This window comes from Thermomonospora curvata DSM 43183 (genome assembly GCF_000024385.1).
In the GTDB taxonomy this organism is placed as follows: Bacteria; Actinomycetota; Actinomycetes; order Streptosporangiales; family Streptosporangiaceae; genus Thermomonospora; species Thermomonospora curvata.
Map to the genome: position 1 here is coordinate 3,403,419 of NC_013510.1, position 26,715 is coordinate 3,430,133.

The 26,715-nt window shown below is 73.8% G+C and carries 22 protein-coding genes; 3 read left to right on the forward strand and 19 right to left on the reverse strand.

Translation table 11 applies throughout. The features are described 5' to 3' along the window. Positions 1-309: 309 nt before the first annotated feature. From TCUR_RS14415 to mraZ, 12 genes are all read right to left on the reverse strand, one after another. Positions 310-1,068: a cell division protein FtsQ/DivIB gene (locus TCUR_RS14415; protein WP_012853250.1), complete on the reverse strand. Its 759-nt coding sequence runs from the start codon at positions 1,066-1,068 to the stop codon at positions 310-312. A gap of 228 nt (positions 1,069-1,296) precedes the next feature. After that, entirely contained in the window at positions 1,297-2,712 is a 1,416-nt protein-coding gene (gene murC, locus TCUR_RS14420; RefSeq protein ID WP_012853251.1) for a UDP-N-acetylmuramate--L-alanine ligase, read from the reverse strand. Continuing rightward, entirely contained in the window at positions 2,709-3,803 is a 1,095-nt protein-coding gene (murG, locus tag TCUR_RS14425) for an undecaprenyldiphospho-muramoylpentapeptide beta-N-acetylglucosaminyltransferase (protein WP_012853252.1), read from the reverse strand. The genes murC and murG overlap by 4 nt, the downstream gene beginning before the upstream one ends. Before the next feature lie 39 nt (positions 3,804-3,842). After that, complete coding sequence (gene ftsW, locus TCUR_RS14430; RefSeq protein ID WP_012853253.1) at positions 3,843-5,096, reverse strand: putative lipid II flippase FtsW; 1,254 nt, start codon at positions 5,094-5,096, stop codon at positions 3,843-3,845. A gap of 6 nt (positions 5,097-5,102) precedes the next feature. Then, the gene (gene murD, locus TCUR_RS14435; protein WP_041439769.1) at positions 5,103-6,527 is read right to left on the reverse strand and encodes a UDP-N-acetylmuramoyl-L-alanine--D-glutamate ligase; all 1,425 of its coding nucleotides are present in this window, start codon (positions 6,525-6,527) and stop codon (positions 5,103-5,105) included. Continuing rightward, the gene (gene mraY / locus TCUR_RS14440; protein ID WP_012853255.1) at positions 6,509-7,588 is read right to left on the reverse strand and encodes a phospho-N-acetylmuramoyl-pentapeptide-transferase; all 1,080 of its coding nucleotides are present in this window, start codon (positions 7,586-7,588) and stop codon (positions 6,509-6,511) included. The genes murD and mraY overlap by 19 nt, the downstream gene beginning before the upstream one ends. Beyond that, positions 7,585-9,012 carry a UDP-N-acetylmuramoyl-tripeptide--D-alanyl-D-alanine ligase gene (locus tag TCUR_RS14445; RefSeq protein WP_012853256.1) on the reverse strand — a complete coding sequence of 476 codons (1,428 nt, stop codon included), beginning with the start codon at positions 9,010-9,012 and terminating at the stop codon, positions 7,585-7,587. The genes mraY and TCUR_RS14445 overlap by 4 nt, the downstream gene beginning before the upstream one ends. Continuing rightward, positions 9,009-10,553 carry a UDP-N-acetylmuramoyl-L-alanyl-D-glutamate--2,6-diaminopimelate ligase gene (locus TCUR_RS14450; protein ID WP_041439772.1) on the reverse strand — a complete coding sequence of 515 codons (1,545 nt, stop codon included), beginning with the start codon at positions 10,551-10,553 and terminating at the stop codon, positions 9,009-9,011. Before TCUR_RS14450 ends, TCUR_RS14445 begins: the two co-directional genes overlap by 4 nt. 84 nt (positions 10,554-10,637) lie before the next feature. Next, entirely contained in the window at positions 10,638-12,350 is a 1,713-nt protein-coding gene (locus TCUR_RS14455; protein WP_483754781.1) for a peptidoglycan D,D-transpeptidase FtsI family protein, read from the reverse strand. Between the two features lie 412 nt (positions 12,351-12,762). Continuing rightward, positions 12,763-13,344 (reverse strand): cell division protein FtsL, encoded by a 582-nt coding sequence (gene ftsL, locus TCUR_RS27115; protein ID WP_012853259.1) that lies wholly within the window; start codon positions 13,342-13,344, stop codon positions 12,763-12,765. After that, a complete protein-coding gene (gene rsmH, locus TCUR_RS14465; protein ID WP_012853260.1) occupies positions 13,341-14,354 on the reverse strand; it encodes a 16S rRNA (cytosine(1402)-N(4))-methyltransferase RsmH in 1,014 nt (337 codons plus the stop codon). Before rsmH ends, ftsL begins: the two co-directional genes overlap by 4 nt. 309 nt (positions 14,355-14,663) lie before the next feature. Further along, a complete protein-coding gene (mraZ, locus tag TCUR_RS14470) occupies positions 14,664-15,095 on the reverse strand; it encodes a division/cell wall cluster transcriptional repressor MraZ (protein ID WP_012853261.1) in 432 nt (143 codons plus the stop codon). 475 nt (positions 15,096-15,570) lie between these two features. On the opposite strand from mraZ, the gene TCUR_RS14475 reads away from it, so the two are divergent. The 3 genes from TCUR_RS14475 to TCUR_RS14485 are packed head-to-tail and all read left to right on the forward strand — an operon-like array spanning position 15,571 to position 20,350. Further along, positions 15,571-16,596, forward strand: coding sequence for an AAA family ATPase (locus tag TCUR_RS14475; protein WP_012853262.1), 1,026 nt, complete (start codon positions 15,571-15,573; stop codon positions 16,594-16,596). A 39-nt stretch (positions 16,597-16,635) separates the two neighbouring features. After that, a complete protein-coding gene (locus tag TCUR_RS14480; RefSeq protein ID WP_012853263.1) occupies positions 16,636-17,883 on the forward strand; it encodes a DUF58 domain-containing protein in 1,248 nt (415 codons plus the stop codon). A gap of 34 nt (positions 17,884-17,917) precedes the next feature. Further along, positions 17,918-20,350, forward strand: a complete 2,433-nt coding sequence (locus tag TCUR_RS14485; protein WP_012853264.1) for a transglutaminase TgpA family protein — start codon at positions 17,918-17,920, stop codon at positions 20,348-20,350. A gap of 320 nt (positions 20,351-20,670) precedes the next feature. On the opposite strand, the gene TCUR_RS14490 is transcribed toward TCUR_RS14485, so the two are convergent. From TCUR_RS14490 to TCUR_RS14520, 7 genes are all read right to left on the reverse strand, one after another. After that, positions 20,671-21,075, reverse strand: a complete 405-nt coding sequence (locus tag TCUR_RS14490; protein ID WP_012853265.1) for a DUF3040 domain-containing protein — start codon at positions 21,073-21,075, stop codon at positions 20,671-20,673. 146 nt (positions 21,076-21,221) lie between these two features. Further along, positions 21,222-22,490, reverse strand: coding sequence for a DNA polymerase IV (locus TCUR_RS14495; protein WP_012853266.1), 1,269 nt, complete (start codon positions 22,488-22,490; stop codon positions 21,222-21,224). Positions 22,491-22,509: 19 nt separating this feature from the next. Further along, entirely contained in the window at positions 22,510-23,283 is a 774-nt protein-coding gene (locus TCUR_RS14500) for a methyltransferase (RefSeq protein ID WP_012853267.1), read from the reverse strand. A 20-nt stretch (positions 23,284-23,303) separates the two neighbouring features. Beyond that, positions 23,304-23,720, reverse strand: coding sequence for a transcription antitermination factor NusB (gene nusB / locus TCUR_RS14505; RefSeq protein WP_012853268.1), 417 nt, complete (start codon positions 23,718-23,720; stop codon positions 23,304-23,306). A gap of 79 nt (positions 23,721-23,799) precedes the next feature. Beyond that, entirely contained in the window at positions 23,800-24,357 is a 558-nt protein-coding gene (gene efp, locus TCUR_RS14510; protein ID WP_012853269.1) for an elongation factor P, read from the reverse strand. A 53-nt stretch (positions 24,358-24,410) separates the two neighbouring features. Then, positions 24,411-25,493 (reverse strand): M24 family metallopeptidase, encoded by a 1,083-nt coding sequence (locus TCUR_RS14515; protein WP_012853270.1) that lies wholly within the window; start codon positions 25,491-25,493, stop codon positions 24,411-24,413. Positions 25,494-25,648: 155 nt separating this feature from the next. Next, positions 25,649-26,695 (reverse strand): LLM class F420-dependent oxidoreductase, encoded by a 1,047-nt coding sequence (locus TCUR_RS14520; RefSeq protein WP_012853271.1) that lies wholly within the window; start codon positions 26,693-26,695, stop codon positions 25,649-25,651. Positions 26,696-26,715: the final 20 nt, after the last annotated feature.

Sequence of the window (26,715 nt, forward strand, 5' to 3'; positions counted from 1 at the left end):
TCAACCTGCGGGCTGATACGGACAGTAGGGGCGGGTCACCGGCAGGGTCAACTAACCGCCTGAAAAGTGGCCCGGCGTGTCGCGCTGGGAGAGGGTTGCCCCGGTCCGGGCACCTCGTCCGGTTGCCCGGATGAGCCGTCGGCCGGACGTGCACTCCGATCCCTCCCCTCTCTGTCGCATCGGCGCACCGGGACGGCGCACCCGAGGTGTTCCAAGACTGCCCCATGAAAGGGCAGTCATACCCGCCGACACACACGATGCAGCCCGATCGTCTTCGTGATGTTCGCCCGGGCGGCGCCGCAAGCGGCCTTACCGGGCGGTAACCACTTCGGGTGAGCTGACGTCGATGGTGTGCGCCGAACGTCCGGCCGACGTCCGGCGCAACGCCTCCACCAGCCGGAGCTTTTCGGCGGCACGGCCGGGCGCCCCCCACACCACCGTCAGCGGGCCGGCGTCGTCCTCGCCGAGCCCGCCGCCGCCCAGCCGCAGGGTGACCGCCTGCGGACTGGGCGCCTCCAGGGAGACCAGCCGCCGCACCATCGACTCCGGCAGCTCCTGCAGGACCTGCAGCGCGGCCAGGGTGGCCGGGTCCTCCGGGCCGGGCGAGGCCGCCGTCAGCAGCGGCAGCGCCGGCCGCTGCGCGGAGTCGACCACGACCATCGCGAACCGGTCGAGCTGGTAGTAGCGGCCCGCGCGCTCCACGGCCACCAGCGGCACCCGCTCGCGCACCTCGATCCGCACCGTGCCCGGCCAGACCCGCTTGACCCGCACCGACTCCACCTCGCGCAGCCGCCGCACCCGTCCGGCGACGGCGCCGGTGTCCAGCCTGACCATCGGCAGGCCCAGCCGGATGCGGGCGACGTGCACCAGCCGGTCGCGGGGCACCAGATGGGTGCCGGAGACCTCCACGTGCCGCACCACCAGCAGCCGGGAGCCGAGCAGCACCCAGGCGGCGGCCGCCAGCACGGCCGCCACCAGCAGCACCGCGCAGACCAGCCGCCAGCGCCGCCGATCGCGCCCGGCCGGGACGCCCCGCCCGGCCTGCTCTTTCCCCCTGGGCTGTGTCATGGCCCCGATGTCGGTCTCCTCCCCACGGCCGAGGCCGGGAGATTCATCCTCTGAGTCCGGACCCTGCCTGCCGCACCGGCGGCTCCGGGATTCTCGCCGAGGGCCTGCGGCCGCTCCCCCGGTCGCCGGCCCGCCGCTTGTGCGGTGGATCCGGCCTGGTCACCGCCGGACCGCGCAACGCTAACACACCCTCGCCCGCCGCCGTGCGGCGTTCGCCGCCGGCCGTCCTCAGGCCAGCCGCTCCAAGATCAACGGACCCAGCGCGGTCACGTCCCCGGCGCCGAGCGTGAGCACCAGGTCACCGGGACGGGCCAGCTCCGCCACCACCTGCGGCACCTGCTCGCGCACCGGGACGTACTCCACGCGGGTGCCCTCCGGCACGGCGTCGGCGATGAGCCGGCCGCTCACCCCCGGCTCGGGGTCCTCGCGGGCGCCGTAGACGTCCAGCACCACCGCCACGTCGGCCAGTCCCAGAGCCCGGCCGAACTCGGTGGCGAAAAAACGGGTGCGGCTGTAGAGGTGCGGCTGGAAGACCGCCACGATCCGGCCGGTGCGCCCCTCGGCGGCCAGCTGGTCCAGGTACTCGCGGGTGGCCTGCAGGTCGGCGGTCAGCTCGGTGGGGTGGTGGGCGTAGCTGTCGAACACCTGCACCCCGCCGGCCTCGCCCTTGCGCTCCAGCCGGCGCATCGACCCGGTGAAGGACGCCAGCCCGTCCCGGATGGTGGCGAAATCGCAGCCCAGCAGGCGCGCCACGGCCAACGCCGCGGTGGCGTTGTGGGCGTAGTGCCGTCCGGGCACCTCCAGCGTCAGCTCCCCCAGCCCTTCGATCGCAAAGCGCGAGCCCAGGCCGCGCGGGGTGAAGCCGGTCAGGCGCAGGTCGGCGCCGGCGGACTCGCCGTAGGTGACCACGGTCAGGCCGCGCTCGCGGGCGGCGCCGGCCAGCTCGCCGGCGACCGGGTCGTCGGCCGAGGCCACCAGCGCGCCGCCGGGCTCGATCCGCTCGACGAACCGCGCGAAGTTCTCCTTGACCTTCTCGAAGGCGCCGTAGTTGTCCAGATGGTCGGCCTCGACGTTGGTCACCACCGCGATGTGCGGGCTGTAGCGCAGGAACGAGCCGTCGCTTTCGTCGGCCTCGGCCACGAAGACGTCGCCGGTGCCGTCGTCGGCGCCCAGGCCGGTGGTGACCAGCTGCCCGCCGATGCAGTAGGCGGGGTCGAGACCGGCGTGCTGCAGCACCACGGTCAGCATCGAGGTGGTGGTGGTCTTGCCGTGGGTGCCGGCGACCGCGACCGCCCGGCGCCCGGCCATCAGCGCCGCCAGCGCCTCGGAGCGGTGCAGCACCCGCAGCCCGCGCTCACGCGCCGCCCGAAGCTCGGGGTTGCTCTCCCGGATGGCGGTGGAGACCACCACGGTGTCGGCGTCCCCCAGGTGCTCGGCGGAGTGGCCGACGAAGACCTCGGCGCCGAGTTCGGCCAGTTGCGCCAGTATCGGGGAGTCCTTGGCGTCGCTGCCGGAGACGGTGATGCCGCGCCGCAGCATGATCCGGGCGATCCCCGACATGCCCGCTCCGCCGATGGCGATGAAGTGCGCGTGCCTGATAGTCGCGCCGTCGATCGCCGCGCCCGGCCCGGCGGCCTGCGTCATCGCGCCTGCGCTCCCTGGACGACCTCGCGGACCAGCCGGGCCAGCGCCACGTCGGCGTCCCGGCGGCCCATCGCCGCGGCCGCCTCCGACATCTGGGCGACCCGGGCGGGGTCGGCCAGCACCGGCAGCAGGTTGGCGGTGATCCACTCCGGGCTCAGCTCGGCGTCCTCCACCAGGATCCCGCCGCCGGCCTTGACGATCGGCTCGGCGTTCAGGCGCTGCTCGCCGTTGCCGTGCGGCAGCGGCACATACACCGCCGGCAGTCCCACCGCGGTCAGCTCCGCGCAGGTCATCGCGCCGGCGCGGCACAGCGCCATGTCGGCGGCGGCATAGGCCAGGTCCATCCGGTCGCAGTAGGGCAGCGTCACGTACTGGGGGCTGCCCTTGGGGCCGGGCTCGGGCTCCTCGGTGTTCTTGGGGCCCACGATGTGCAGCACCTGGATGCCCGCCTCCCGGAACGCCGGGGCGCAGGCGACCGCGGCCCGGTTCAGCGAGCGGGCGCCCTGGGACCCGCCGAAGATCAGCAGGGTGGGCAGGTCCGGCAGCAGCCCGAAGTAGGAGCGGGCCTTGTCGCCGCTGGCCAGCCGGTCCAAGGTGGCGATGTCGCGGCGCAGCGGGATCCCGATGAACTTGGCGTTCGGCAGCGGCGTGTCGGGGTGGGAGACGATCACGTGCTCGGTGAAGCGGGCGCCCAGCTTGTTGGCCAGGCCGGGCCGCGGGTTGGCCTCGTGCACGATGATCGGGATGCGGCGCTTGCGGGCGGCCAGATAGCCGGGGGTGGCCACGTAGCCGCCGAAGCCGACCAGCACATCGGCCTGCACCCGGTCCAGCACGGCGGCGGCGGCGTTGATGGCCCCGCGCAGCCGTCCGGGCACGGTCAGCAGCCGGGGGGTCAGGGTACGCGGCAGCGGCACCGGGGGGATCAGCTCGAGCTCATAGCCGCGCTGCGGGACCAAGCGGGTCTCCAGTCCCCGCTCGGTGCCCAGACAGGTGATCCCGACACTCGGATCCTCCCGACGCAGCGCGTCGGCGAGGGCGAGGGCGGGCTCGATGTGTCCAGCGGTCCCGCCGCCGGCCAGGACAACCCTCATGCTCGAGTACGCCTCCTTGACGTCATGGTGTACCGCACTTCATCGCCGTGCCAGACCCAGCCAGCTTAGGGCTCTGCGGGCGGGTCCGGGACCCCGCGCGGCCAGCGCCTGCCGTGCCCCCGGCTCGCGTTGCGCGAACGCCAGCAGCATGCCCAGCGCGGCCAGGGTCGGAATCATCGCCGAACCGCCGTAGGAGACCAGCGGCAGCGGGATGCCCGTGATGGGCAGCACGCCGATCACGCCTCCGATGTTGACGATCGCCTGGACCGACAGCCACCCGGTGACGGCGGCGGCGGCCAGCCGCATGAACGGATCCCTGACCCTGCGGGCGATCCGCAGCCCGGCATAGGCCAGCAGCCCGAAAAGCCCCAACACGACGAGAGTACCGACCAGACCGAGCTGTTCTCCGATGATCGCGAAGATGAAGTCGTTCTCGGCGCGCGGCAAAAAGCCCCACTGCGCCCGGCCCTCCCCCAGGCCGGTGCCGAACCAGCCCCCGGAGGCGACCGCCAGCAGCCCCTGGTTGCCCTGGTAGCGGATGCCCAGCGGGTCGCCGGAGGAGTCCAGAAAGCCCACCAGGCGCTGCATGCGGTACGGCTCCACCACGATCAGGATCGCCACCAGCAGCCCGATCAGCCCGGCCATGCCGACGAACAGCCGGACCGGGGCGCCCACCACCCACAGCAGCGTCAGGAAGATCGTCAGCAGCACCACCGTGGTGCCCAGGTCGCTGCCCAGCATCACCAGCATCACCACCACCCCGGCGCCGGGCAGCAGCGGGATCAGCAGCGCCCGCCAGTCGGTGAGCTGGCCGAGCCGCTCGCGGCGGGCCATCAGGTCGGCACCCCACAGCACCAGGCCCAGCTTGGCCGGCTCCGACGGCTGGACCTGGAACGGTCCGACGTCGATCCAGCGGGTGGCGCCCCAGGCGCTGACGCCCAGCCCGGGGATGAGCACGATCACCAGCCCGATGACCGACAGCAGCAGCAGCGGGTAGGCCAGCGCCCGGAAGGTGCGCGGCGGCAGCTTGGACGCCAGCCACATGACCGGCAGCCCGATCCCGATCCAGGCGGCCTGCTTTTGCAGCAGCGTGAACGCCGAGCCGGTCCGCTCCAGCTGGTCGACGTTGGAGGAGGCCAGCACCATGGTCAGCCCGAGCGCCAGCAGCAGCATCGAGCAGCCCAGCACCAGGTAGTAGGAGGTCAGCGGGCGGTCCAGCAGCCCGATCACGGCCACCAGCCGGCCGCGCGCCCCCACCCGGCCCGGGCCGCTTTCGGCAGGCAGCGGGGTCATCGGCGGCTACCCGTCGGCCCGCCCGTCGCGGCCGGCCAGCCGGCGCACCGCCGCGGCGAACGCCTCCCCGCGGGCGCCGTAGCTGGTGAACATGTCGAAGGAGGCCCCGGCGGGGGCCAGCAGCACGGTGTCGCCCGGCCTGGCCAGGCGGGCGGCTTCGGCGACGACGATGTCCATCGTCCCAGTGTGGGTGTCGGGGATGTCCACCACCGGGACCTCGGGCGCGTGTCGCGCCAGCGCCTCGGCGATCTTGGCGCGGTCGGCGCCGATGAGCACCGCCGCGCGCAGCCGCGGCGCGCACGAGCGCACCAGCTCCGTCACGTCGGCGCCCTTGAGCAGGCCGCCGGCGATCCACACCGCCGACTCGCAGGCGGCCAGCGACGCGGCCGCCGCGTGCGGGTTGGTGGCCTTGGAGTCGTCGATGTAGTCCACCCCGTTCACGGTGGCCACGTGCGCGATGCGGTGCGGGTCGGGCACGAACGCCCGCAGCCCTTCGGCGACGGCCTGCGGCGGCACGCCGTGGGCGCGGGCCAACGCGGCGGCGGCCAGGGCGTTGGCGACGTTGTGGGGGGCGAAGGGCCGCACGTCCGACAGCTGCGCCAGCTCGGCGGCCTCCCGCCGGGGGTCGCCGGTGAACGCCCGGTCCACCAGCAGGTCCTCCACGACGCCCAGCTGCCCGGGGGCGGGGATGCCCAGGGTGAAGCCGACGGCGCGTTCGGCGCCGGCGGCCAGGCGGGTGCTGATCTCGTCGTCGGCGTTGAACACCGCCACGGTGCCGGGCGCGTAGATCTTGCCCTTGTCGGCGGCGTAGGCCTCCAGGGAGCCGTGCCAGTCCAGGTGGTCGGGCGCCACGTTGAGCACCGCGCCCGCCTCGGGGGCCAGGCTGGAGGACCAGTGCAGCTGGTAGCTGGACAGCTCCACGGCCAGCACGTCGCAGGAGGGGTCCAGCGCCGCCTCCACGATGGGGGTGCCGACGTTGCCGACGGCCGGCGCCCGGTGCCCGGCGGCGCGCAGGATGCACGCCAGCATCCGCACCGTGGTGGTCTTGCCGTTGGTGCCGGTCAGCGCCAGCCAGGGAGCGGCGCGCCCGCCGTCCTCCCGGCTCAGCCGCCAGGCCAGCTCGACCTCGCCGTAGATCTCCACGCCGGCCGCGGCGGCGGCCGCCGGCAGCGGCGCGTCCGGCCGCCAGCCGGGCGAGACCACGACCAGGTCGGTGCCCTCCGGCAGTGCGTCCCCGTCGCCCAGCCGCACCTGCACGCCGCACTCGCGCAGCTCGCCGGCCTGCTCGCGGGCGGCCGCATCGTCGCGGGCGTCCACGACGGTGACGCGGGCGCCGCGGGCGGCCAGCGCCCTGGCCGCCGCCCGGCCCGAGATCCCCAGCCCGGCCACGCAGACCGGGCGATCCTTCCAGCTCACCCCTTGGGCATCCATTCCAGGTAGAACAACCCGACGCCGATCGCCACGAACAGCGCCGACATCAGCCAGAATCGCACGACGATGGTGGTCTCGGCCCACCCCGACAGCTCGAAGTGGTGCTGCAGCGGGGCCATCTTGAACACCCGTTTCCCGGTGCCGGTCAGCTTCTGGGTGACCCGGAACACCCCGACCTGGATCATCACCGACAGGGTGATCATCACGATCAGGCCGGCCAGGATCGCCAGCAGGAACTGGGTGCGGGTCAAGATGGCCAGGCCCACCAGCACGCCGCCCAGGGCCAGCGAGCCGGTGTCGCCCATGAAGACCTTGGCGGGCGGGGCGTTCCACCACAGGAAGCCGAACACACCGCCGAGCACCGCAGCGGCCACCACCGCCAGATCCAGCGGGTCGCGCACGCTGTAGCAGTTGGGCGCCAGCGCGTCGTTGAAGCAGCTGTTGCGCAGCTGCCAGTTACCGATGATCACGTAGGCGGCCAGCACCATGGCGGCCGGGCCGGCGGCCAGGCCGTCCAGGCCGTCGGTCAGGTTGACCCCGTTGGAGACCGCGGCGATCAAAAACAGCGCCCACAGCACGAACAGGTAGGGCCCGATGGAGGGGCCGAAGTCGCGCAGGAACGACAGCTGGTCGGTGGCCGGGGTGACGTCATAGCCGTTGGGGAAGTTCAGCGAGGCGACGGCGAAGACCACCCCGACCAGGATGATGCCGATCATCTTGGCGCCGCTGCGCAGGCCCAGGCTGCGCTGCTTGAACACCTTGATGTAGTCGTCGACGAAGCCGACCAGGCCCAGCCCGGCCATCAGCATCAGCACCAGCAGCCCCGACACCGTGGGCGGGGTCCGCGTGAAGACGTGCGCGGCGGCGTAGCCGACCAGCGAGCCGACGATGAAGACCGTGCCGCCCATGGTGGGGGTGCCGCGCTTGTCGTAGTGGGCCGACGGCCCCTCTTCGCGGATCATCTGCCCATAACCGAGGCGGCGCACGATGCGGATCCACAGCGGAGTTCCCACCATGCCGATGAACAGTGAGAACGCCGCGGCCAGGATGATGTTCCTCACCGGGCGGCACCTCCATCGGCCTTGCGCTCGCCGGCGGACGCCAGCAGCCCCTGGGCGACCCGTTCCATCCCCGCGACACGGGAGCCCTTCACCAGCACGACGTCCCGCGGACGCAGCCGCTCGCTGAGCGCGGTCACCGCCGCGCCGACGTCATCCACCTGTACGCACTCTCCCGTCCATGACCCCGCCTGCCTGGCCCCGTCGAGCAGCGGAGCCGCCGCCTCGCCCACGGCGACCAGTCCGGCGTATCCGTTGCGCGCGACATGCTGCCCGATCTTCTCGTGTTCCGCCACAGAACGGGCGCCGAGTTCCGCCATTTCGCCCAAGGCGGCGAAAGCGCGGCCGCCGGCGGCCCGCGCCATGTGCGCGACCGCCTCCAGCGCGGCGCGCATCGACTCGGGGTTGGCGTTGTAGGCGTCGTTGACCACCGTGACCCCATCGGGCCGTTCGGTGACCTCCATCCGCCAGCGGCTGAGTGGGGCGGCCTGGGAGAGCGCCCGGGCGATCGCCTCCACCGCCATCCCGGCCCGCAGCGCCACCGCGGCGGCGGCCAGCGCGTTGCCGACCGCGTGCCGGCCGTGCAGCCGCAGCTCCACCGGTGCCGAGCCGCGGGGGGTGACCAGGGTGAAACGCGGCCGGCCCCGCGCATCCAGCGTCTCGTCGGCGGCGCGCACATCGGCGTCGGCGGCCCGGCCGAAGGTGAGGACCTCGGCGGCGGTGCGGGCGGCCATCGCCCGCACCAGGGGGTCGTCGGCGTTCAGCACGGCGGCGCCGTCGGCCGGCAGGGCCTCCACCAGCTCGCCCTTGGCCCGGGCGATGGCCTCCCGGTCGCCGAACTCCCCCAGGTGGGCGCTGCCGACGTTCAGCACCACGCCGATGCGCGGCGGCGCCACCCGGCACAGGTAGGCCACGTGCCCGATGCCCCGGGCGCCCATCTCCAGCACCAGGTGCCGGGTCTGCTCGTCGGCGCGCAGCACCGTCAGCGGATGCCCGATCTCGTTGTTGAACGAGCCCTCGGCGGCGACGGTGGGCCCGTGCCGCCGCAGCACCTGGGCGATCAGGTCCTTGGTGGAGGTCTTGCCCGCCGACCCGGTGACCCCGACCACGGTGACCTGCGGCAGGCGCGCCAGCACCCCGCCGGCCAGCCGGCCGAGGGCGGCCACCGCATCGTCCACGATCACCGCGGGCAGCGCCGGGTCGTCCAGGGGACGCTGGGCCAGCACCCCGGCGGCGCCGGCGGCCACCGCGGCGGCGGCGAAGTCGTGCCCGTCGGCGCGCTCGCCGCGCAGCGCCACGAACAGCGCGCCGGGGACGACGGCCCTCGAATCGATGACGACCGGGCCGGTCACCAGGGCGTCCTCGGCGCCCGGCGTCGCCTTTCCGCCGGAAAGCAGCGCGATCTGCGACAGCGCAAGTGGGATCACCGCTGGGCCACGTCCCTTCCGTCCGCCTGGGCCACCAGCCGGCGCAGCTCGGCGCGGACGACCTCGCGGTCGTCGAACGGCAGGACCCGGCCGGCCACGTACTGTCCCTGCTCGTGCCCCTTGCCGGCGATGACGACCACATCGCCGCGCCGGGCCCGGCCGAGCGCCAAGGCGATCGCCGCGGCGCGGTCGGGCTCGACCACCAGGTGCGCCCGCTCGGCCTGCGGCACCTTGAGCACGCCCTCGACCATAGCGGCGAGGATCGCCAGCGGGTCCTCGGAGCGGGGATTGTCGTCGGTGAGCACCGCCACATCGGCCAGCCGGGCCGCCGTCTCGCCCATCAGCGGGCGTTTGCCGCGGTCCCGGTCGCCGCCGCAGCCCAGCACCACGATCAGCCGTCCGGCGGTGACCTCGCGCAGGGAGGTGAGCACCGCCTCCACGGCGCCGGGTTTGTGGGAGTAGTCCACCAGGGCGGTGAAGTCCTGGCCCTCGTCGATGGGCTCCAGGCGGCCCGGCACGCCGGTCAGCGTGCCGACCCCGGCCGCCGCGACCTGCAGCGGCAGCCCGGCCTCCACCAGCGCGACGATGGCGGCCAGCGCGTTGGCGACGTTGAACGGGCCGGGCAGCTGGATGGAGACGTCGGCCTCGATGCCGCCGGGCCCCACCAGGCGGAAGACGCTGCCGTCGGCGCCCAGCCGCACGTCCTCGGCGCGCCAGTCCGCCGACGGGTCGCCGGCCGCCGAGAAGGTGGTCAGCGGGACCTGGGCGATGCGGGTCAGCTCCCGGCCGTAGCCGTCGTCGACGTTGACGACGCCGACCCGGCTGTAGGCGGGGGTGAACAGTTTGGCCTTGGCGGCGAAGTAGTCCGCCATGGTGGCGTGGTAGTCCAGGTGGTCCTGGGAGAGGTTGGTGAAGACCGCCACGTCGTAGCAGGTGCCGCCGACCCGTCCCTGGGCCAGGGCGTGACTGGAGACCTCCATGGCCGCCGCGCCCACGCCCACCTCCCGCATCTTGGCGAAGATGGCGTGCAGGTCGGTGGCCTCGGGGGTGGTCAGCGAGCTGGGCAGCCGGGTGTCGCCGATGCGCATCTCCACGGTGCCGATCACCGCGGTGTCCACCCCGGCGGCGCGCAGCCCGGCCTCCAGCAGGTAGACGGTGGTGGTCTTGCCGCTGGTGCCGGTCACTCCGATCAGGCTCAGGTCGCGGGCCGGGTCCCCGTACACCCAGGAGGCCGCCTCGCCCAGGCGGGCGCGGACGTCGTCGGTGACCAGCACCGGCAGCCCGGTGGCGGCGGCCCGGTGGCGGCCGGCCGGGTCGGTCCAGATCGCGACGGCGCCGGCGGCGGCGGCCTGGGCGGCGAACTCGGCGCCGTGGGCGCGGGTCCCCGGCAGCGCGACGTACAGGTCCCCCGGCAGCACCTGCCGGGAGTCGTGGGTGATGCCCGTCACCGCGACCTTGGCCAGGCCGGGCCCGTCCGCCTGAGCGGACAGCAGCTCGACCAGCCCCAGCAGCGGGCGGGCGGGATTGGTGGTCGGGCGCATCATGGTTCTTTCGCGGCGGTCAGCGGGCCGGACGTCGCTACGGCGACACGGCGGGAAGATACTCGCTCACCGTACCGATCGTGGTCAGTCTCGGGCGTAGATTCTGATCTTCGGCGCCGTTCCCCCGGTGGGCGGGATCTTCCGGGTCTTCAACGCAAAGGACATCACGTCCCGGAACACCGGCGCGGCGATGTCGCCACCATAGTGGCTTCCCTTCGTCGGCTTCTGCAGGACGACCTGGACCACCAGCTGCGGGTCGTCGGCGGGGGCGAATCCGGCGAAGGAGGCGGTGTAGCCGCCGCCCTTGTAGCAGCCGCAGCGCGGGTTGACGATCTCGGCGGTGCCGGTCTTGCCGGCCACCCGGTAGCCGGGGATGGCGGCGGCCGGGGCGGTGCCCTCGGCGCCGGTGGCGCCCTCCAGCATGCGGATGATCTCATCGGCCGTGCGCTCGCTGATCACCCGCCGCCGGGCCGGCTCGGGGGAGGGGGTGAAGCGGCCGTCGGGGCCGATGGTGCCGGCGACCAGGGTGGGCGTGACGCGGACCCCGCCATTGGCGATGGTGGCGTACACGCTGGCCATCTGCAGCGCGTTCACCGAGACGGTCTGGCCGAAGGAGATGGGGTAGCGGTCGGTGCCCGACCACTGGGAGGGCGGCTTGAGCTGGCCGGGGGTCTCGCCCGGCAGGCCCACCCCGGTCTTCTCGCCGAACCCGAAGGCGCGCAGGTAGCCGTACAGCTCCTGGTCGGTGATGGTCTCGCTGGCCAGGATGGTGCCGACGTTGCTGGACTTGGCCAGCACGCCGGCGAAGGTCATCCGCCGGGTGGGGTGCGGGCTGGAATCGTGGAAGACCCGGTCATAGCGGCGGATGGAGTAAGGTACCCGGTACACCGTGTCGGGCGTCACCCCGCCCTTTTCCAGCACGGCGGCGGCGGTGATGACCTTGTTGGTGCTGCCCGGCTCGTAGGCGTCCTCGACGACCGGGTTGCGCCAGTTGTCGGCCTCGCTGTAGCGGTTGGGGTCGTATCCGGGGGCGGAGGCCATGGCCAGGATCCGCCCGGTGCGGGGCTCCATGACGATGACGCTGCCGTTGTCGGCCCCGGTGGCCTTGACCTGCTTTTCGATCGCCTGCTGGGCGTGGGCCTGCAGGTCGCGCAGCAGCGTCAGCCGCACGCCCTTGCCGGGCACCGGCGGCTGCTTGCTGTCCTGCCCCATGGGGATGTGCTGGCCGGTGGGGCTGATCTCCACGCGCTGCCAGCCGTCCTTGCCGGCCAGCTGGGAGTCCAGCGCCCACTCCAGCCCGGCGCCGCCCTTGCCGTCTCGGTTCACAAAACCTATGACGCCGGCGGCCAGGTCGTCGTTGGGGTAGATCCGCCGGTATTCGGGGAGGGTGTCGATGCCGGGCAGGCGCAGCGCCTCCACCATCCGGCCCTGGTCGGGGGCGATGCCCCGGGCCAGGTAGACGAACCGGCTGTTGGGGGTGCTGATCTTCTTGAGCAGCCAGTCGGCCTCCAGCCCCAGCAGCGGCGCCAGCGCCGAGACGATCCTCTGCCGCTGTTCGGGCTTGATCAGGTGCGGGTCGGCGAAGACCGCGCGGGCCTCCACGGTCTTGGCCAGCGGGTGGCCCTCGGCGTCGGTGATGTCGCCGCGCACCGCCGGCAGCTCCAGCTTGTGCAGCCGCTGCTGCAGGGCCCGGGCGGTGTAGACCTCCGAGTCGATGGTCTGCAGCTGCACCAGCCGTCCGGCGAACAGCGACAGCACGAACGCGATGGCCAGCAGCCCGGCGTTCAGCCGGCGCATCGGGTCGGCGCGGCGGAAGGACGGGCGGGGGCGGCGCGGGCCGCCGCCGGAGGTCCTGCGGGACCGGCCCGGACGTCCGGTGGAGGCGGTCGGGAGCCTGCGGACGGACGCCGCCTCGGTGCGCGCCGGGCGCCGGGCGGCGGACGGCGTCCGGCCCGCCGCGCCGGAGGACCGCCGGTCTCTGGCGGCGGGGCGGACGGGGGCGGAGTCGGCCGCCGGGCCGCGCCGGGCGGCGCCGTCCCGGCCGGCGCGGTCGGACCGGCCGACGCGGTCGCCGCCGGCGGGCGGGCGGCCGCCCCGCCGTCCGGAGACGCGGGGCGGGCCGGCGCCGTCGTCGCCGCGGTTGCGCGGAGATCGCCTGCCGCCGCTCGGAGGACCTCCCGGACGGGTCGTCATGCGCTGCCCCCGGCGATCACGGTCGGGTGGCCGCGGAGGCCGCCTCACCGCCCGGGATGACCGCGCCGGGCACCCCGAGGGCGCCCGCCGCCGCGGCCGCAGCGGCCGCGGCGTGCGGGACGGGCCGCAGGCCGCCGCCCACCACCCGGCGGGTGTGCGGGTCGATGAAGGCGACCTGGGTGGGTTGCTCCATGCCGAGGTTCTCGGCCTTGCGGGCCAGGCGCTCGGGGGACTCCTCGCGGGCGATCTCGCTTTCCATGGCCTGCTTTTCCTGTTGGAGCAGCTTGACGTTGCGCTGCAGCCGGCTCAGCTCGAAGGCGTCCTGGGCGAGCACCGTGTTCAGCAGCAGCAGGCTGACCAGCGCGCCGGCGAGCAACCCGATGATCAGCAGCACGAACGGGGTCCGCGGCGGGGCCGCCGGCCGCGCCGGCCCCCACTCCTCGGCCCGTCGTCCGTCCCGGGCGGCCCGTTCCCCGGCGCGGGGCCGCCGCTGCGGCGGGGCGGCGTGCGGGCGCTGGGAAACGGCCCGGCCGGAGCGGGCCGGACGCCGGGACGGGCGCCGGGTGGGGCGCGACCCGGGGTCGGTGGTCGTGGTCATGCCCTGCCTCCTGGACCCGCCGGTGCGGCGACCGGCTCGCCGATTCGCTCGGCCGCGCGCAGCCGGGCCGAGGCGGCGCGCGGGTTGGCCGTGATCTCCTCCTCGCCGGGCGTCTCGGCGCCCCGGGTCAGCAGCCGGAAGGTCGGCCGGTGCTCCGGCAGCGAGACGGGCAGTCCCGGCGGGGTGGTGTCGGTGCTGCAGGCCGTCAGCACCCGCTTGGTGATGCGGTCCTCCAGCGAGTGGTACGACAGCACCGCCACCCGGCCGCCGACGGGCAGCGCCTGCAAAGCGGCCGGCAGCGCCCGCTCCCAGATCGCCAGTTCGCCGTTGACCTCGATGCGCAGTGCTTGGAAAGTCCGTTTGGCGGGGTTGCCGCCGCTGCGGCGGGCCGGTGCGGGGATGGCCTGGCGCACCAGCTCGGCCAGCCGCCCGGTGGAGCGCAGCGGCGCGCGGCGGCGTTCGCGTTCGATCGCGGCGGCGATGCGCCGGGCGTGGCGTTCTTCGCCGTACTCGCGCAGGATGCGGGCCAGTTCCTCGGGCGGGTAGCCGTTGACCACGTCGGCGGCGGTCAGCGGCTGGGTGGGGTCCATCCGCATGTCCAGCGGGGCGTCGTAGGAGTAGGCGAAGCCGCGTTCGGCCTCATCCAGCTGGGGGGAGGAGACTCCCAGGTCGAACAGGATCGCCTCGGCGTGCGGCTCGCCCAGCTCCGCCAGCACGCGGGGAAGCTCGTCGTAGACGGCGTGCACCAGGCGCACGCGGTCGGCGAAACGCGCCAGGCGGCGGCCGGCGCGTTCGATGGCGGAGGGGTCGCGGTCCAGCCCGATCAGGCGCAATCTCGGATGCGCCTGCAGCATGGCCTCGGCATGGCCGCCCATTCCCAAGGTGGCGTCGACATAGAGCGGGTCGCGCCCGGCGGGGGCGGATTCGACGGCGGGGGCCAGCAGGGACAGGACGCGGTCGAGCAGTACCGGTATGTGGCCGGCCTGCGCCGCGCAAGCGCTGTCCTGCACGTCCTTACCCCCCCCTTGTACCGCCACAGTCGGCCACGGCTCGCACGAGGACTCGGTGGCCGCATGATGCGACGGCTCACCGTCCCGGCCCCGTCGGTGCGGGGTCGCCGTGTCCCGTGGGTGCCCCCGAGAACCGGCCACCTCGTCCGGCCAGGTCCCCATCCGCTGCCCTGATATGGGAGGCCGCCGCGTCACCGCGGAGGCGAGCGTCACCTGACACCGGGGAAGCTGCGTCAGCTGACCGGAGAGCGGCTGGAGACCTGGCCGAACGTCGGCCGTGCCGGTCTGTTGCGACCGGCGCAGGAACGATCACAAGATCCCGGGCATCACCTCCTCCGACAGATCCGCGAAGGCGGGCTCCTGGGCCTCCAGGTACTTCTGCCACGCCCGGGCGTCCCAGATCTCCAGACGGGTGTTGGCCCCGATGACGGCGCAGTCCCGTTCGAGACCGGCGTAGGCCCGCAGCGCCGGCGGTATGGTGATGCGCCCCTGCTTGTCGGGGACCTCGTCACAGGCGCCGGCGAAGAAGACCCGGCTGTAGGCCCGCAGGGCCTTGTCGGTGAGCGGTGCGGTGCGCAGGGCCTCGGTGATGCGCTGGAACTCTGCCACGGGGAAGACGTAGAGGCAGCGTTCCTGGCCCTTCGTGATCACCAATCCCCCCGACAACTCCTCGCGGTATTTCGCCGGCAGGAACAGCCGTCCCTTCTCATCAAGACGCGGAGTATGGGTGCCCAGAAACACCGGCCCACCTCCCCGCGCCGCGTAGGGCGCGACCGGCCCCCCACGCGGCTCCACTCTACTCCACTCCTCCCCACCGTCAACTGCCTAAACCCGTGTCTCATTGCGTCTCAGGCGACAAAACCGCAGCTCAAAAGGGGGTGGTGAGAAGTGGTGCACGGCCGGGCCCCGCAGCGGCCCTCCCCGGCGGCCTCCCGGCCCGGCACGGCGCCAAGCGAGGGCGCAGAAGGCGGGCATGGCGAGTGCGCGAACAAAACGGCCAAGTCCCCTGGCTGTGCCGATCCCCACGGACTCGCCGCGGAGCGGCAGAATGGTGACTCTCCCGCCGCGCATGAAACATCGCGGCGGAACGACCGGACGACGTACTGTCGTTAAGCCAGACAAAAAGCATGTGCATCGCCTCGCAGGAGACCACATCCAGGGCCGGCGGTCCTTATCCGGTGGTCGGCACCGCGGCAGGGGTGGCGGAGGAGGGTTTGTGTCAGTAGGGACGCATGGCGAGTCATATGTGAATCCCCCCGCACCCGCCCCCGAAGCGTCCCGAAACGGCGGCGTAGGGCTGGACGATCTGGTGCAGATCGCAACCAAGATCCGCAACGCCGTGGAGTCGGTCGTGGAAGGCAAGCCCCGGGCCGTCCGGCTGGCGCTGACGGTGCTGCTGGCCGAGGGGCACCTGCTGATCGAGGACGTGCCGGGCGTGGGCAAGACGCTGCTGGCCAAGGCGTTGGCGCGGTCCATCGACTGCTCGGTGCGGCGCGTGCAGTTCACCCCCGACCTGCTGCCCAGCGACATCACCGGGGTGAGCGCCTACAACGCCGAACGGGGCGAGTTCGAGTTCAAACCCGGCCCGGTCTTCGCCAACATCGTGGTCGGCGACGAGATCAACCGGGCCTCCCCCAAGACCCAGTCGGCGCTGCTGGAGTGCATGGAGGAACGGCAGGTCACGGTGGACGGCGCCACCTACCCGCTGGAGTCGCCGTTCATGGTGATCGCCACCCAGAACCCGGTGGAGATGGAGGGCACCTACCCGCTGCCGGAGGCCCAGCGGGACCGGTTCACCGCCCGCATCTCCATGGGCTACCCGGACCCGGCCGCCGAGCTGGAGATGATCGACTCCCATGGGCGGTCCTCGCCGCTGGAGCGGCTGACCCCGGTGGCGCACGCCCACGACGTGCGCGCCCTGGCCGAGGCGGTCCGCCAGGTTCACCTGTCGCCGGGGGTGCGCCAGTACGCCATCGACCTGATCACCGCCACCCGCAAGCACCCGGATCTGCGGCTGGGCGCCTCGCCCCGGGCGACGCTGCAGCTGGTGCGGGCGGCCCGCGCCTACGCCGCGCTCGACGACCGCGACTATGTGGTGCCCGACGACCTGCAGGCGCTGGCCGTCCCGGTGCTGGCGCACCGGCTGCTGCCGACCCCCGAGGCGCTGCTGGAGCGGCGCACCCCCGAGCAGGTGGTGGCCGCCCTGGTGGAACGGCTGCCGGTGCCCGGTCCGCGCCGCTGAGCCGGCCCGGCGGCGGCTCGGCGACGGGAGAATGCGGACGTGAGGAGAACGCTCAGCGGCCTGACCACGCGCGGCAGGTCCTTCATGGCCGCCGGGGTGACCGCGATCGTGTGCGCGTTCGTGCTCGGGGAGCGGGACCTGCTGCGCGCCGGGATGCTGGTGCTGGTGCTGCCGCTGCTGTCGGCGGTGATGGTCGCGCGGACCCGCTACCGGCTGGTGTGCGCCCGGCGGCTGGCGCCCGCCAGGGTGCCGGTGGGGCACGAGGCCCGGGTGGACCTGCGGCTGCAGAACGTCTCGCGGCTGCCCAGCGGGCTGCTGCTGGTGGAGGACCGGGTGCCGTACGCCCTGGGCGGGCGGGCCCGGTTCGTGATCGAGCGGATCGAGCCGCAGGGGTCGCGCGAGCTGAGCTACCGGGTGCGCTCGCAGGTGCGCGGACGTCACCGGGTGGGCCCGCTGACGGTGCGGCTGGCCGACCCGTTCGGGCTGGTGGAGCTGGTCCGCTCCTTCAGCGTGGCGGACCGGCTGACCGTCACCCCGCAGGTGGTGGAGCTGCCGGCCGGGCGGCCGCCGGGCGGATGGGGCGGAGGCGGCGACAGCCCGGCCCGCGCGCTGGCCGGCTCCGGCGAGGACGATGTGGCGCCCCGGGAGTACCGGCACGGCGACGACCTGCGGCGGGTGCACTGGCGGTCGACCGCGCGCCGCGGCGAGCTGATGGTGCGCCGCGAGGAGCGGCACCGGCGCGACAGCGGCACGCTGCTGCTGGACACCCGGGCCCGCGCGCACCCCGGGGAGGGGCCGGCCGGGTCGTTCGAGCAGGCGGTGTCGATCGCCGCCTCGGTGGGCGTGCATCTGAGCCGGGCCGGGGTGGGGCTGCGGCTGGTCACCGACGCCGGGCGGTCGCTGGAGGCCTCGGCCGCCTTCGAAAGCGCGCTGCTGGACCTGCTGGCCGGGGTGCGGCCCTCCAAGAGAAGCTCGCTGAACCGCGGCCTGGCCGAGCTGACCGGCGGCGGTCCGGGCGAAAACGGCGCAGGACCGGTCATCGCGGTGCTCGGCGCGCTGGAGGAGCAGGAGGCGCAGGCGCTGGCGGCGCTGCGGCGCGGCGCCGCCGCCCATGTGGCGATCATGGTGGATCAATCCGGTGACCGGCGCCGCCCGAGCGACCGGGCCGCCCGGCTGCTGCGCGCCGCGGGCTGGCAGGTGACGGTGGTCGCCTCGGCCGCCGAGCTGCCCGCCGCCTGGATCGCCGCCGACCGGGCGCCCCGCCGGCAGGCCCGAAGCAGTCCGTAAGGCCCGACGGCGTTCAGGGGGACGGGAGCCGCTCATGCGCGTGCATTTGACGATCGTCGCCGCGGTGGCGACGCTGCTGAGCTCGATCGGGCTCTATCCCCTGTTCGAGGGGACCGGCTGGGCCTGGTCGGGGGTGGGCGCCATCGCGACGGTGGCGGCGGCGGGCGCGCTGTCGCGCCGGCTGCGGCTGCCGGCGGTGGCCGACCCGCCGGTCGCCCTGTTCTTCCTGCTGGCGTACCTCACCCTGCGGTACGCCCCCGGCCAGGCGCTGCTGGGCGCAGTGCCCACGCCCGCGTCCCTGGCCCGGCTCGCCGAGCTGGCCGGCGAGGGGTGGGAGACGGCCAACCGGTACGCGGCGCCGGTGCCGCCGGGGCCGGGCATCGAGCTGCTGGCCACCTCGGGCATCGGCGCGGTGGCCGTCATGGTGGACCTGCTGGCGGTGCGGCTGCGCCGGGCCGCCGCGGCCGGGCTGCCGCTGCTGGCGCTCTACAGCGTGCCCGCCGCGATCCGCGAGGAAAGCCTGAGCTGGGTGGCGTTCGCGCTGGGCGCCGCCGGGTTCCTGTGGCTGCTGCTGATCGACTCCCGGGAGCAGACGCGCGCCTGGGGCAGGCCGGTGCCGCCCCGCTCCGCGGCGGCGCGGCGGATCCGGCCGCATCCGATGGCCTCCTCGGGCAACCGGGTGGGGCTGGCGGCGGTGGCGATCGCGGTGGCGGTGCCCACCGTGGTGCCGGGGGTGCACCCGCGCGGGCCGTTCGGGCTGGGCGCCGGCGCCGGGGAGAGCGGCTCACAGACGGTGACCACCCCCGATCCGTTGGTCAGCCTGAAGCGGGAGCTGACCCGCCAAAGCGACGAGGTCGTGCTCGTCTACCGCACCGACGACCAAGCCCCCGACTATCTGCGGCTGTTCGCGCTCGACCGGTTCGACGGGGACCACTGGACCTACAGCCCGCTGCAGAGCTCGCCGCGCGACCGGATCACCGAAGGCCGCCCCCTGCCGGCCCCGCCCGGTTTGTCGGCCGTGCGCAGCCGCCCGGTCACCACGCGGATCTCGGTGGCCTCGCACGTACGGAACATGAACTTCCTGCCGGTCCCCTATGCGCCGGCCATGGTGTCGATCGGCGGCGACTGGCGGGTGCACGCGCCGTCGCTGATGATCTACTCGCTGCGCGACGAGGCCGCCGGACGCACCTACACGGTCTCCAGCCTGCGCGCCGAGCCCACTCCCCGGCAGCTGGCCCAGGCCCCCTCCCCCGCCGCGGAGGTGCTGCGCCGGTACCTGGGGGTGCCCGGTGACCTCCCCCCGCAGGTGCGGCGGTTGACCGAGCAGATCACCGCCGGGGCCCGGTCGCAGTACGAGCAGGCGCGCCGGCTGCAGCGCTGGTTCACCACCGGCGACCGGTTCGTCTACGACACCAGCGCGATCGCGCCCCGGGCGACCTCTGACCTGGTGGACTTCCTGCTGGTCAACAGGCGGGGGTACTGCGAGCAGTTCGCGGCGTCGATGGCGTTGATGGCCCGGCTGCTGGGCATCCCGGCCCGAGTCGCCATGGGGTACACCTCCGGGACGCAGGCCCCCGACGGACGCTGGGTGGTCCGCTCCCGGGACGCGCACGCCTGGCCGGAGCTGTACTTCGAGGGCGCCGGCTGGGTGCGGTTCGAGCCGACCCCGGCCGGGCCCGGCGGGCAGGGCAGCGCCACCGTCCCCTCCTACACCCGGGAAAGCGGCGAGGACAACCGGCAGCCGCAGGCCAGTGCCCCGGACGCCGCCGAGCCCTCCCCCTCTCAGGCCGCGCAGACCCCGGACGCCACGCCCGGCGCCGGCCGTCTCGCCGACCGGGACGCCCCGCAGGCCGGGCGGGAGATGGCGGCCGATGCCGCAGACGGCGGCGGTCCGTTCGGCTGGATCGCCGCCGGCCTGCTGACGGCGCTGGTCCTGAGCGCCCCGATGGCCGCCCGGTCGCTGGCGCGGCGGCGGCGCTGGGCGCAGGTGGCGCCGGCCGGCGCCGCCGGGCGGCGGCTCGCAGGCGGCGGACGGGGCGGGGGCCAGGCGCCGTCCGATCCGGGTGCGGCCGCGCACGCCGCCTGGCGGGAGCTGCGCGCCGAGGCCATCGATCACGGCCTGGCCTGGCGGTCCGGTGAAAGCCCCCGGGCCACCGCGCGCCGGCTGAGCCGGACGCTGGAGCCGGGTTCACCGGCCGTCGCCGCGCTGGAGCGGTTGGCCAGGGCAGAGGAGCGGGCCCGCTATGCGCGCGTCCCCGCCCCCGCCGACACCCTGGGCGAAGACATCCGGATCGTGCGGGAGGCGTTCGGGGCGGCGGTGGACCGGCGCACCCGCTGGCGGGCCCGGCTGGCCCCGCCCTCGACGATGGAGGGCCTGCGGGAGGGCGCCGCACGGTTCGCGGCCGATCTGGGGCGCTTCGATGCTCACCGGTTGGGCGTGGTCTTGCGCCGCGTCTTCCGTCGCTGATCGCCCGCCCGCCGGAAGGGGCGCTCTGCGTCGCGCGTCAAGCGCCCGGCGCTTGAGCCTTTGGACGCCCGCGGTGGGCGGTGCCTTGCGGGCGGAGATGAGTCTTGCGGGCGGAGGTGACGGGTGCGAGGCGTCGCTGATGGGGACGTCCGCCGAGCCGGCGCAGACCGCCTGCGCAGGGCGGGCATGCCGCGCAGACGAAGCGGCCCCGGGAAGGCATGGCGGATCCGCGGCGGGACCCGGTGTTCTCGGGGCGCTGGGAATGCTTGAGATGAGGAGGGTTCTGCGGCCGGCCGTTCACGGGCGGGGGCCGGCAAGGGTCACTGGCCCTCCATGCGGCGGCGCCAGCGCTCCTCCAGGCGTTCCATGAAGCCGCCCCGAGCCGGCCGGCGGACGCCGCCCAGGCGCGGGCGGGCGGCCGAATCGGGGTCGGTGCCGATGCCCGCCATGCGCTTCCAGCTGGTCAGGCCCCACACGCAGCAGAGCACCATGAGCAGGAAGCCGGCGACGCTGACCACGATCGTGGCGGTGCCCGCGTTGATGACCAGGCCCGTCATCAACACCACCACGCCCAGCACGAAACCGAGGACCGCCTTGACGATCCGGCGCTTGTAATGCACCTGAGGATCCTTGGCGCGGACGGCGTGCGCGAACTTCGGATCCTCGGCGTACAACGCCCGCTCGATCTGGTCGAGCAGACGCTGCTCGTGCTCAGAGAGCGGCACGGCGCCTCCCAACGACAGCCCCGCATCGGGGATCCCGATGACGGACGGAGAACTCAACGGTGATATGCCCACAATACGAGGCCCAACGAGTGTTCGAAAGGAAACCTCCACCGTGAGGTCATCGGCGGGTAGCCTCGACAACCTCTTTAAGCTCTCACGTCACTTCCGTCACAGTTGTCGCCACGCCCGCCGGGCCGGTCGACGAGCGAGGCGGGACGGACCATTCCCTTGCCGAAGCGCCGGACCACCTGGTCCACCGCGCGTTCGGCCTCCCGCCAGGAGTTTTCCGCCTCGTCCAAGGCCAGTTGCCGCGGGGTGCGCCCGGGTGGAGTGAGGTTCTCCACACGGACGCCCACCAGCCGCAGCGGCACCCCCCTCAGCCCTGCGGCCTCGTACAACTCACACGAGGTGAGGTAGATCACCCGGGAGAGATCGGTGGGCTCGTCCAAGGTGCGGGCCCGGGTCAGGGTGCGGAACCGGTCGGTGCGCAGTTTGACGCCGATGGTCCGGCCGGCGAGCCCGGCGGCCCGCAGCCGCGCCCCGACCCGTTCCGACAGCCGCAGCAGCTCCCGCCGGATCAGCTCGGGGTCGGCGATGTCGCGTTCGAAGGTCTCCTCGGCGCCGATGCTCTTGTCGGGCGAGTGCGGGGTGACCGGCCGCCGGTCGCGTCCCCAGGCCAGTTCGTGCAAGTGCTCGCCCAGCGCATCGCCCAGCTCGCGGCGCAGCGCCGCCACCGGGTAGCGGGCCAGGTCCCCCACGGTCCGCAGGCCCAGGCGGCGCAGCCGCTGCTCGGTGCGCTCCCCCACTCCCCACAGCACGGCCACCGGCAGCGGGTGCAGGAACTCCACCACCTGCTCGGTGGGCACCACCAGCAGGCCGTCGGGTTTGCAGCGGGTGGAGGCCAGCTTGGCGACGAACTTGGTGGCGGCCACCCCCACCGAGCAGGTGATGCCCTGCTGCGCGGCGACCTGCGCGCGGATGCGCCGGCCGATCTCCGCCGGCCGGCCCAGCAGCCGGCGCGCCCCGCTGACGTCCAAGAACGCCTCATCCAGGGCCAGCGGCTCCACCAGCGGGGTGACGGCCCGGAAGATCTCCATGATCTCGGCGGAGACGCGGGCGTAGACCTCGTGCCGGGGCGGCAGCACCACCGCCTGCGGGCACAACCGCCGGGCCCGGGCCATGGGCATCGCCGAGTGCACCCCGAAGGCGCGGGCCTCATAGGAGGCGGAGGCGACCACCCCGCGTCCGCCGGTCCCGCCCACGATCACCGGGCGCCCGCGCAGCTGGGGACGTTCCCGCAGCTCGACGCTGACGTAGAAGGCGTCCATGTCGACGTGCAGGATGCCGCAGCCGGTGTCGTCGGCCGGCGGGCCGGGCGGCGGCCCCGGGCGGGGCAGCTGCTGCTTGCGGCTCACCCGATCGAGGGTAGCCGGGCTACTTGCGGGCCAGCAGATGCAGCTGGGTGGCCAGATCGCGCAGCACCGGGTGGACGGACGCGGCCGTCTCCAGCTCGATCAGCGACTGCACGGCCTCCGCTTCGCCGTCCAGCAGCGCCCCCGGCACCAGGTCGGCGAAGATCCGCACCCCCTGCAGCTCGGCCACGCGCAGCCCGGCGCCCTCGGCCAGCTCCGTCAGCGTCTGCCGGGTGAAGCGCAGCGGCACCGGGTCGCGCTCACCCCACCGGCCGGCCGGGTCGGTCAGCGCCCGGCGGGCCTGATCGAAGTGGCCGGTCAGGGCGCGGTGCACGGCGGCGGCGAGCCGGCCGGCCACCAGCACGCTGACCGCCCCGCCGGGGCGGACCGTGCCGGCCAGCGCGGCCATCACCGCGGCCGGGTCGTCGGTGTACTCCAGCACGCTGTGGCACAGCACCAGGTCGGCCCGCCCGGGGCCGATCAGGTCCAGCAGGTCGCCGGCGTCGCCCTGCACCGACGCCACGGCGACGCCCGCCTCGGCGGCGCGGCGTTCCAGGGCGGCCAGCGCATCGGGGCTGGCGTCCACCACCGTCACCTTGTGCCCCAGGGAGGCCAGCGGAACGGCCAGGCCGCCGGTGCCGCCGCCGGCGTCGATCACTTCCAGGCCGCCCGGCCTGGTGCTCGCCAGCTCGTCCACCGTGCGGCGCAGCGCCTGCCACAGCACGGCGGTCCGCACCCGTCCGCTTCCCCGAGTGCCCATGATCACATCTCCGGCGCCGCCGATGGTGTCGGTCATGACACCACCCTAGACCGCGCCTACAGGGCCAGGGACGGCTTGAGCCGCTGCAGCCGGGACAGCAGCCCGTTGACGAAGCGGGGGGACTCGTCGGTGGACAGCTCGGTGGCCAGTGCCACCGCCTCGGCGATGGCCACGCCGTCGGGCACGTCGTCGACCCACAGCAGCTCATAGGCGCCCAGCCGCAACAGGTTGCGGTCGACGGCCGGCATGCGGTCCAGCGTCCAGCCGGTGGCGTAGGTGGCCAGCAGCTCGTCGATCCGCTCCCGGTGCTCCTGCACGCCCTCGATCAGCCGGACGGCGTGCTCGCGGGCGGAGATCTCGTCGGTGTTGGGACGGCCGCGCTGGGCGAGCACGTCGGTGGGCCGCTCGCCGCGCATCTCGGCGGCGTACAGGATGTCCAGGGCCAGCTTGCGGGCCTTGGTGCGTGCTGCCATTACCTCGCTCCGCTCAACGGCTCACCGCCTGCAGGGCGCGGCGGGTGGTCTTCCGCCGCGCCGCCGCCTTCGGCTGTCATCAGGCCCGGCCGAGGTACTCGCCGGTGCGGGTGTCGACCTTGACCTTCTCGCCGGTGGTGATGAACAGCGGCACCTGGATCTCGGCCCCGGTCTCCAAGGTGGCGGGCTTGGTGCCGCCGGTGGAGCGGTCGCCCTGCAGGCCCGGCTCGGTGTGGGTGACCTCCAGCACCACCGCGGCGGGCAGCTCCACATACAGCGGGGTCTCGTTGTGGAAGGCCACCACCGCGGTCTGCTCGGGCAGCAGGTAGTTGGCCGCGTCCCCCACGGTGGCCGCCGGGATGTGCGGCTGGTCGTAGGTCTCGGTGTCCATGAAGACGAAGTCCTCGCCCTCACGGTACAGGTACTGCATCTCGCGTTTGTCGACGCTGGCGACCTCGACCTTGACACCGGCGTTGAAGGTCTTGTCCACGACCTTGCCGGAGAGCACGTTCTTGAGCTTGGTGCGCACGAACGCGCCGCCCTTGCCTGGCTTGACGTGCTGGAACTCCAGGACGGTCCACAGCTGGCCGTCGAGGTTCAGCGTCATGCCGTTCTTCAGGTCGTTCGTGGTGGTCACGGTGCTTCTCCCGGTCGCGGCCCCGCCCGCCGGCCCCGGCCGGGCGGCCGGTGTCACACCACGAGCAGGTCCTTGGTCGTCTTGGTGAGGATCTCGGGCCCGTCCGCCCGGACCACCAGGGTGTCCTCGATGCGGACTCCGCCCCGGCCCGCAAGGTACACCCCGGGCTCGGCGGTGATCGGAACCCGACCGCTCAGTTTACCGGTCTTGCCGTACCCCAAGAGCGGCGCCTCATGGATCTCCAGGCCCACTCCGTGCCCGAGCCCGTGCGGGAAGTCGGCGCCGTGCCCGGCCTCGTCGATCATGTTCCGGGCGGCGGCGTCGACGTCGTGGACGTCGGCGCCGGGGACGATGGCCTGCAGCGCGGCGCGCTGGGCCGCGGCGACCAGCTGGTAGATCTCGCGCTGCCAGTCGGCGACGCGGCCGATGGCCACGGTGCGGGTCATGTCGGCGTGGTAGCCGCCGCAGCGGGCGCCGAAGTCCATGGTGACCAGGTCGCCTTCGGCCAGGGGGCGATCGCCGGGGCGGTGGTGCGGGATCGCGCCGTTGGGGCCGGCGGCCACGATCGACTCGAAGGCCGGCGCTTCGGCGCCCAGGTCCACCATGCGCCGTTCCAGTTCCACCGCCAGCTGCCGTTCGGTGAGGCCGGGCCGGATCAGCGGCAGCACGGCCGCGAAGGCCTCGTCGGTGATGGCGCACGCCTGCCGCAGCAGGGCGATCTCGCTTTCGTCCTTGACCGTGCGCAGCTGCTCGACCCGGCGGCCGAGCGGGACCAGGGACGTGCCCTCCCCGGCCTTCTCGGTCAGTTCGGCGTGCCGTTCCACGGTCAGGTCGTGGGCTTCGAAGGCCAGCGTGCGCACTCCCGCGCCGGCGGCCCGTTTCAGCAGCGTCCCGGCGGTGTCGCGGTCGATGACGGTCTCCAGGCCGGGGCAGAGCGCGGCGGCGGTGCCGGCGTAGCGGGAGTCGGTGGCCAGCACCGCCTCCCCGTCGGCGGGCACCAGCAGCGCGGCGTTGGAGCTGGCCAGCCCGGTCAGGTAGCGCACGTTCACCAGGCGGGTGATCAGCGCGGCGTCGTGGCCGTCGGCGGCGACCAGTCCGGCCAGCCGCCGCCGGCGCTCGGCGTGGAGATCGCTCATCGAAGTTCCGGTTCTTTCTCTGCGATCGCCCGTCCTCGGCCGGACGGGATCGTCGGTCCGCCTACCCCGGCCGGGGAGGAGGTGAAACCGCCTGCGCACCGGGGCCGCCCGGTCACCGGCGCCGGTGACCGGGCGGCTCTCGGCGCCTGGCGATCTCAGACCTCGGCGGCCAGCTCCTTGATCTTCTCGATCAGGGCCACGCGGGCCTTGTGGTCACCGGCGATCGGGGTGACGTTGAGCGTGGTGACGCCCGACTCCTTGAAGGCGGCCAGCCGCTCCTTGACGTAGGACTCCGGCCCGATCAGGGAGGTGCTGCGCAGCAGCTCCAGCGGGACCTTGGCGGCGGCCTCGTCCTTCTTGCCCGACAGGTACAGGTCCTGGATCTCCTCGGCCTCCTTCTCCCAGCCGTAGCGGCGGCACAGGTCGTTGTAGAAGTTCTTGCCCTTGGCGCCCATGCCGCCGATGTAGAGGGCGAGCATGGGACGGCCGAACTCCAGGTAGCCCTCGACGTCGTCGCCGATGGCCAGCGGGGCGGAGGCCACCACGTCCAGTTCGCCCAGGGAGGGGTCGCGCTTGGCCTTGCCGGCCGCCAGCACCTCGCCCCACACGTCGGCGGCCTTCTCCGGCATGTAGAAGATCGGCAGCCAGCCCTCGGCGATCTCGGCGGCCATCTCCACGTTCTTGGGGCCGATGGCGGCGATCAGCACCGGGATGCGCTCGCGGACCGGGTGGTTGATCAGCTTGAGCGGCTTGCCCAGTCCGGTGCCCTTCTCCGGCGGCAGCGGCAGCTGGTAGTACTTGCCCTGGAACTGGACGCGCTCGCGCTTCCAGACCTGGCGGCAGATCTCGATGACCTCGCGGGTGCGGCCCAGGGGGGCGGTGTAGGGCAGGCCGTGGAAGCCTTCGATGACCTGGGGGCCGGAGGCGCCCAGGCCGAGGGTGAAGCGGCCGTCGGAGACGTAGTCCAGGCCGGCCGCGGTCATCGCCAGCAGGGTGGGGGTCCGGGTGTAGATCGGCAGGATGCCGGAGGCGATCTGCAGGCGTTCGGTCTTGGCCGCGATGTAGCCGAGCTGGCTGACGGCGTCGAAGCTGTAGGCCTCGGCGACGAACACGATGTCCAGGCCGGCCTTTTCGTAGTCGGCCAGCTCCTCCACGGTCTCCTTGAAGCCGCCCGAGTAGCTCAGTGACATCCCGATGCGCATCCGGCGTTCCTCCCCGGTGT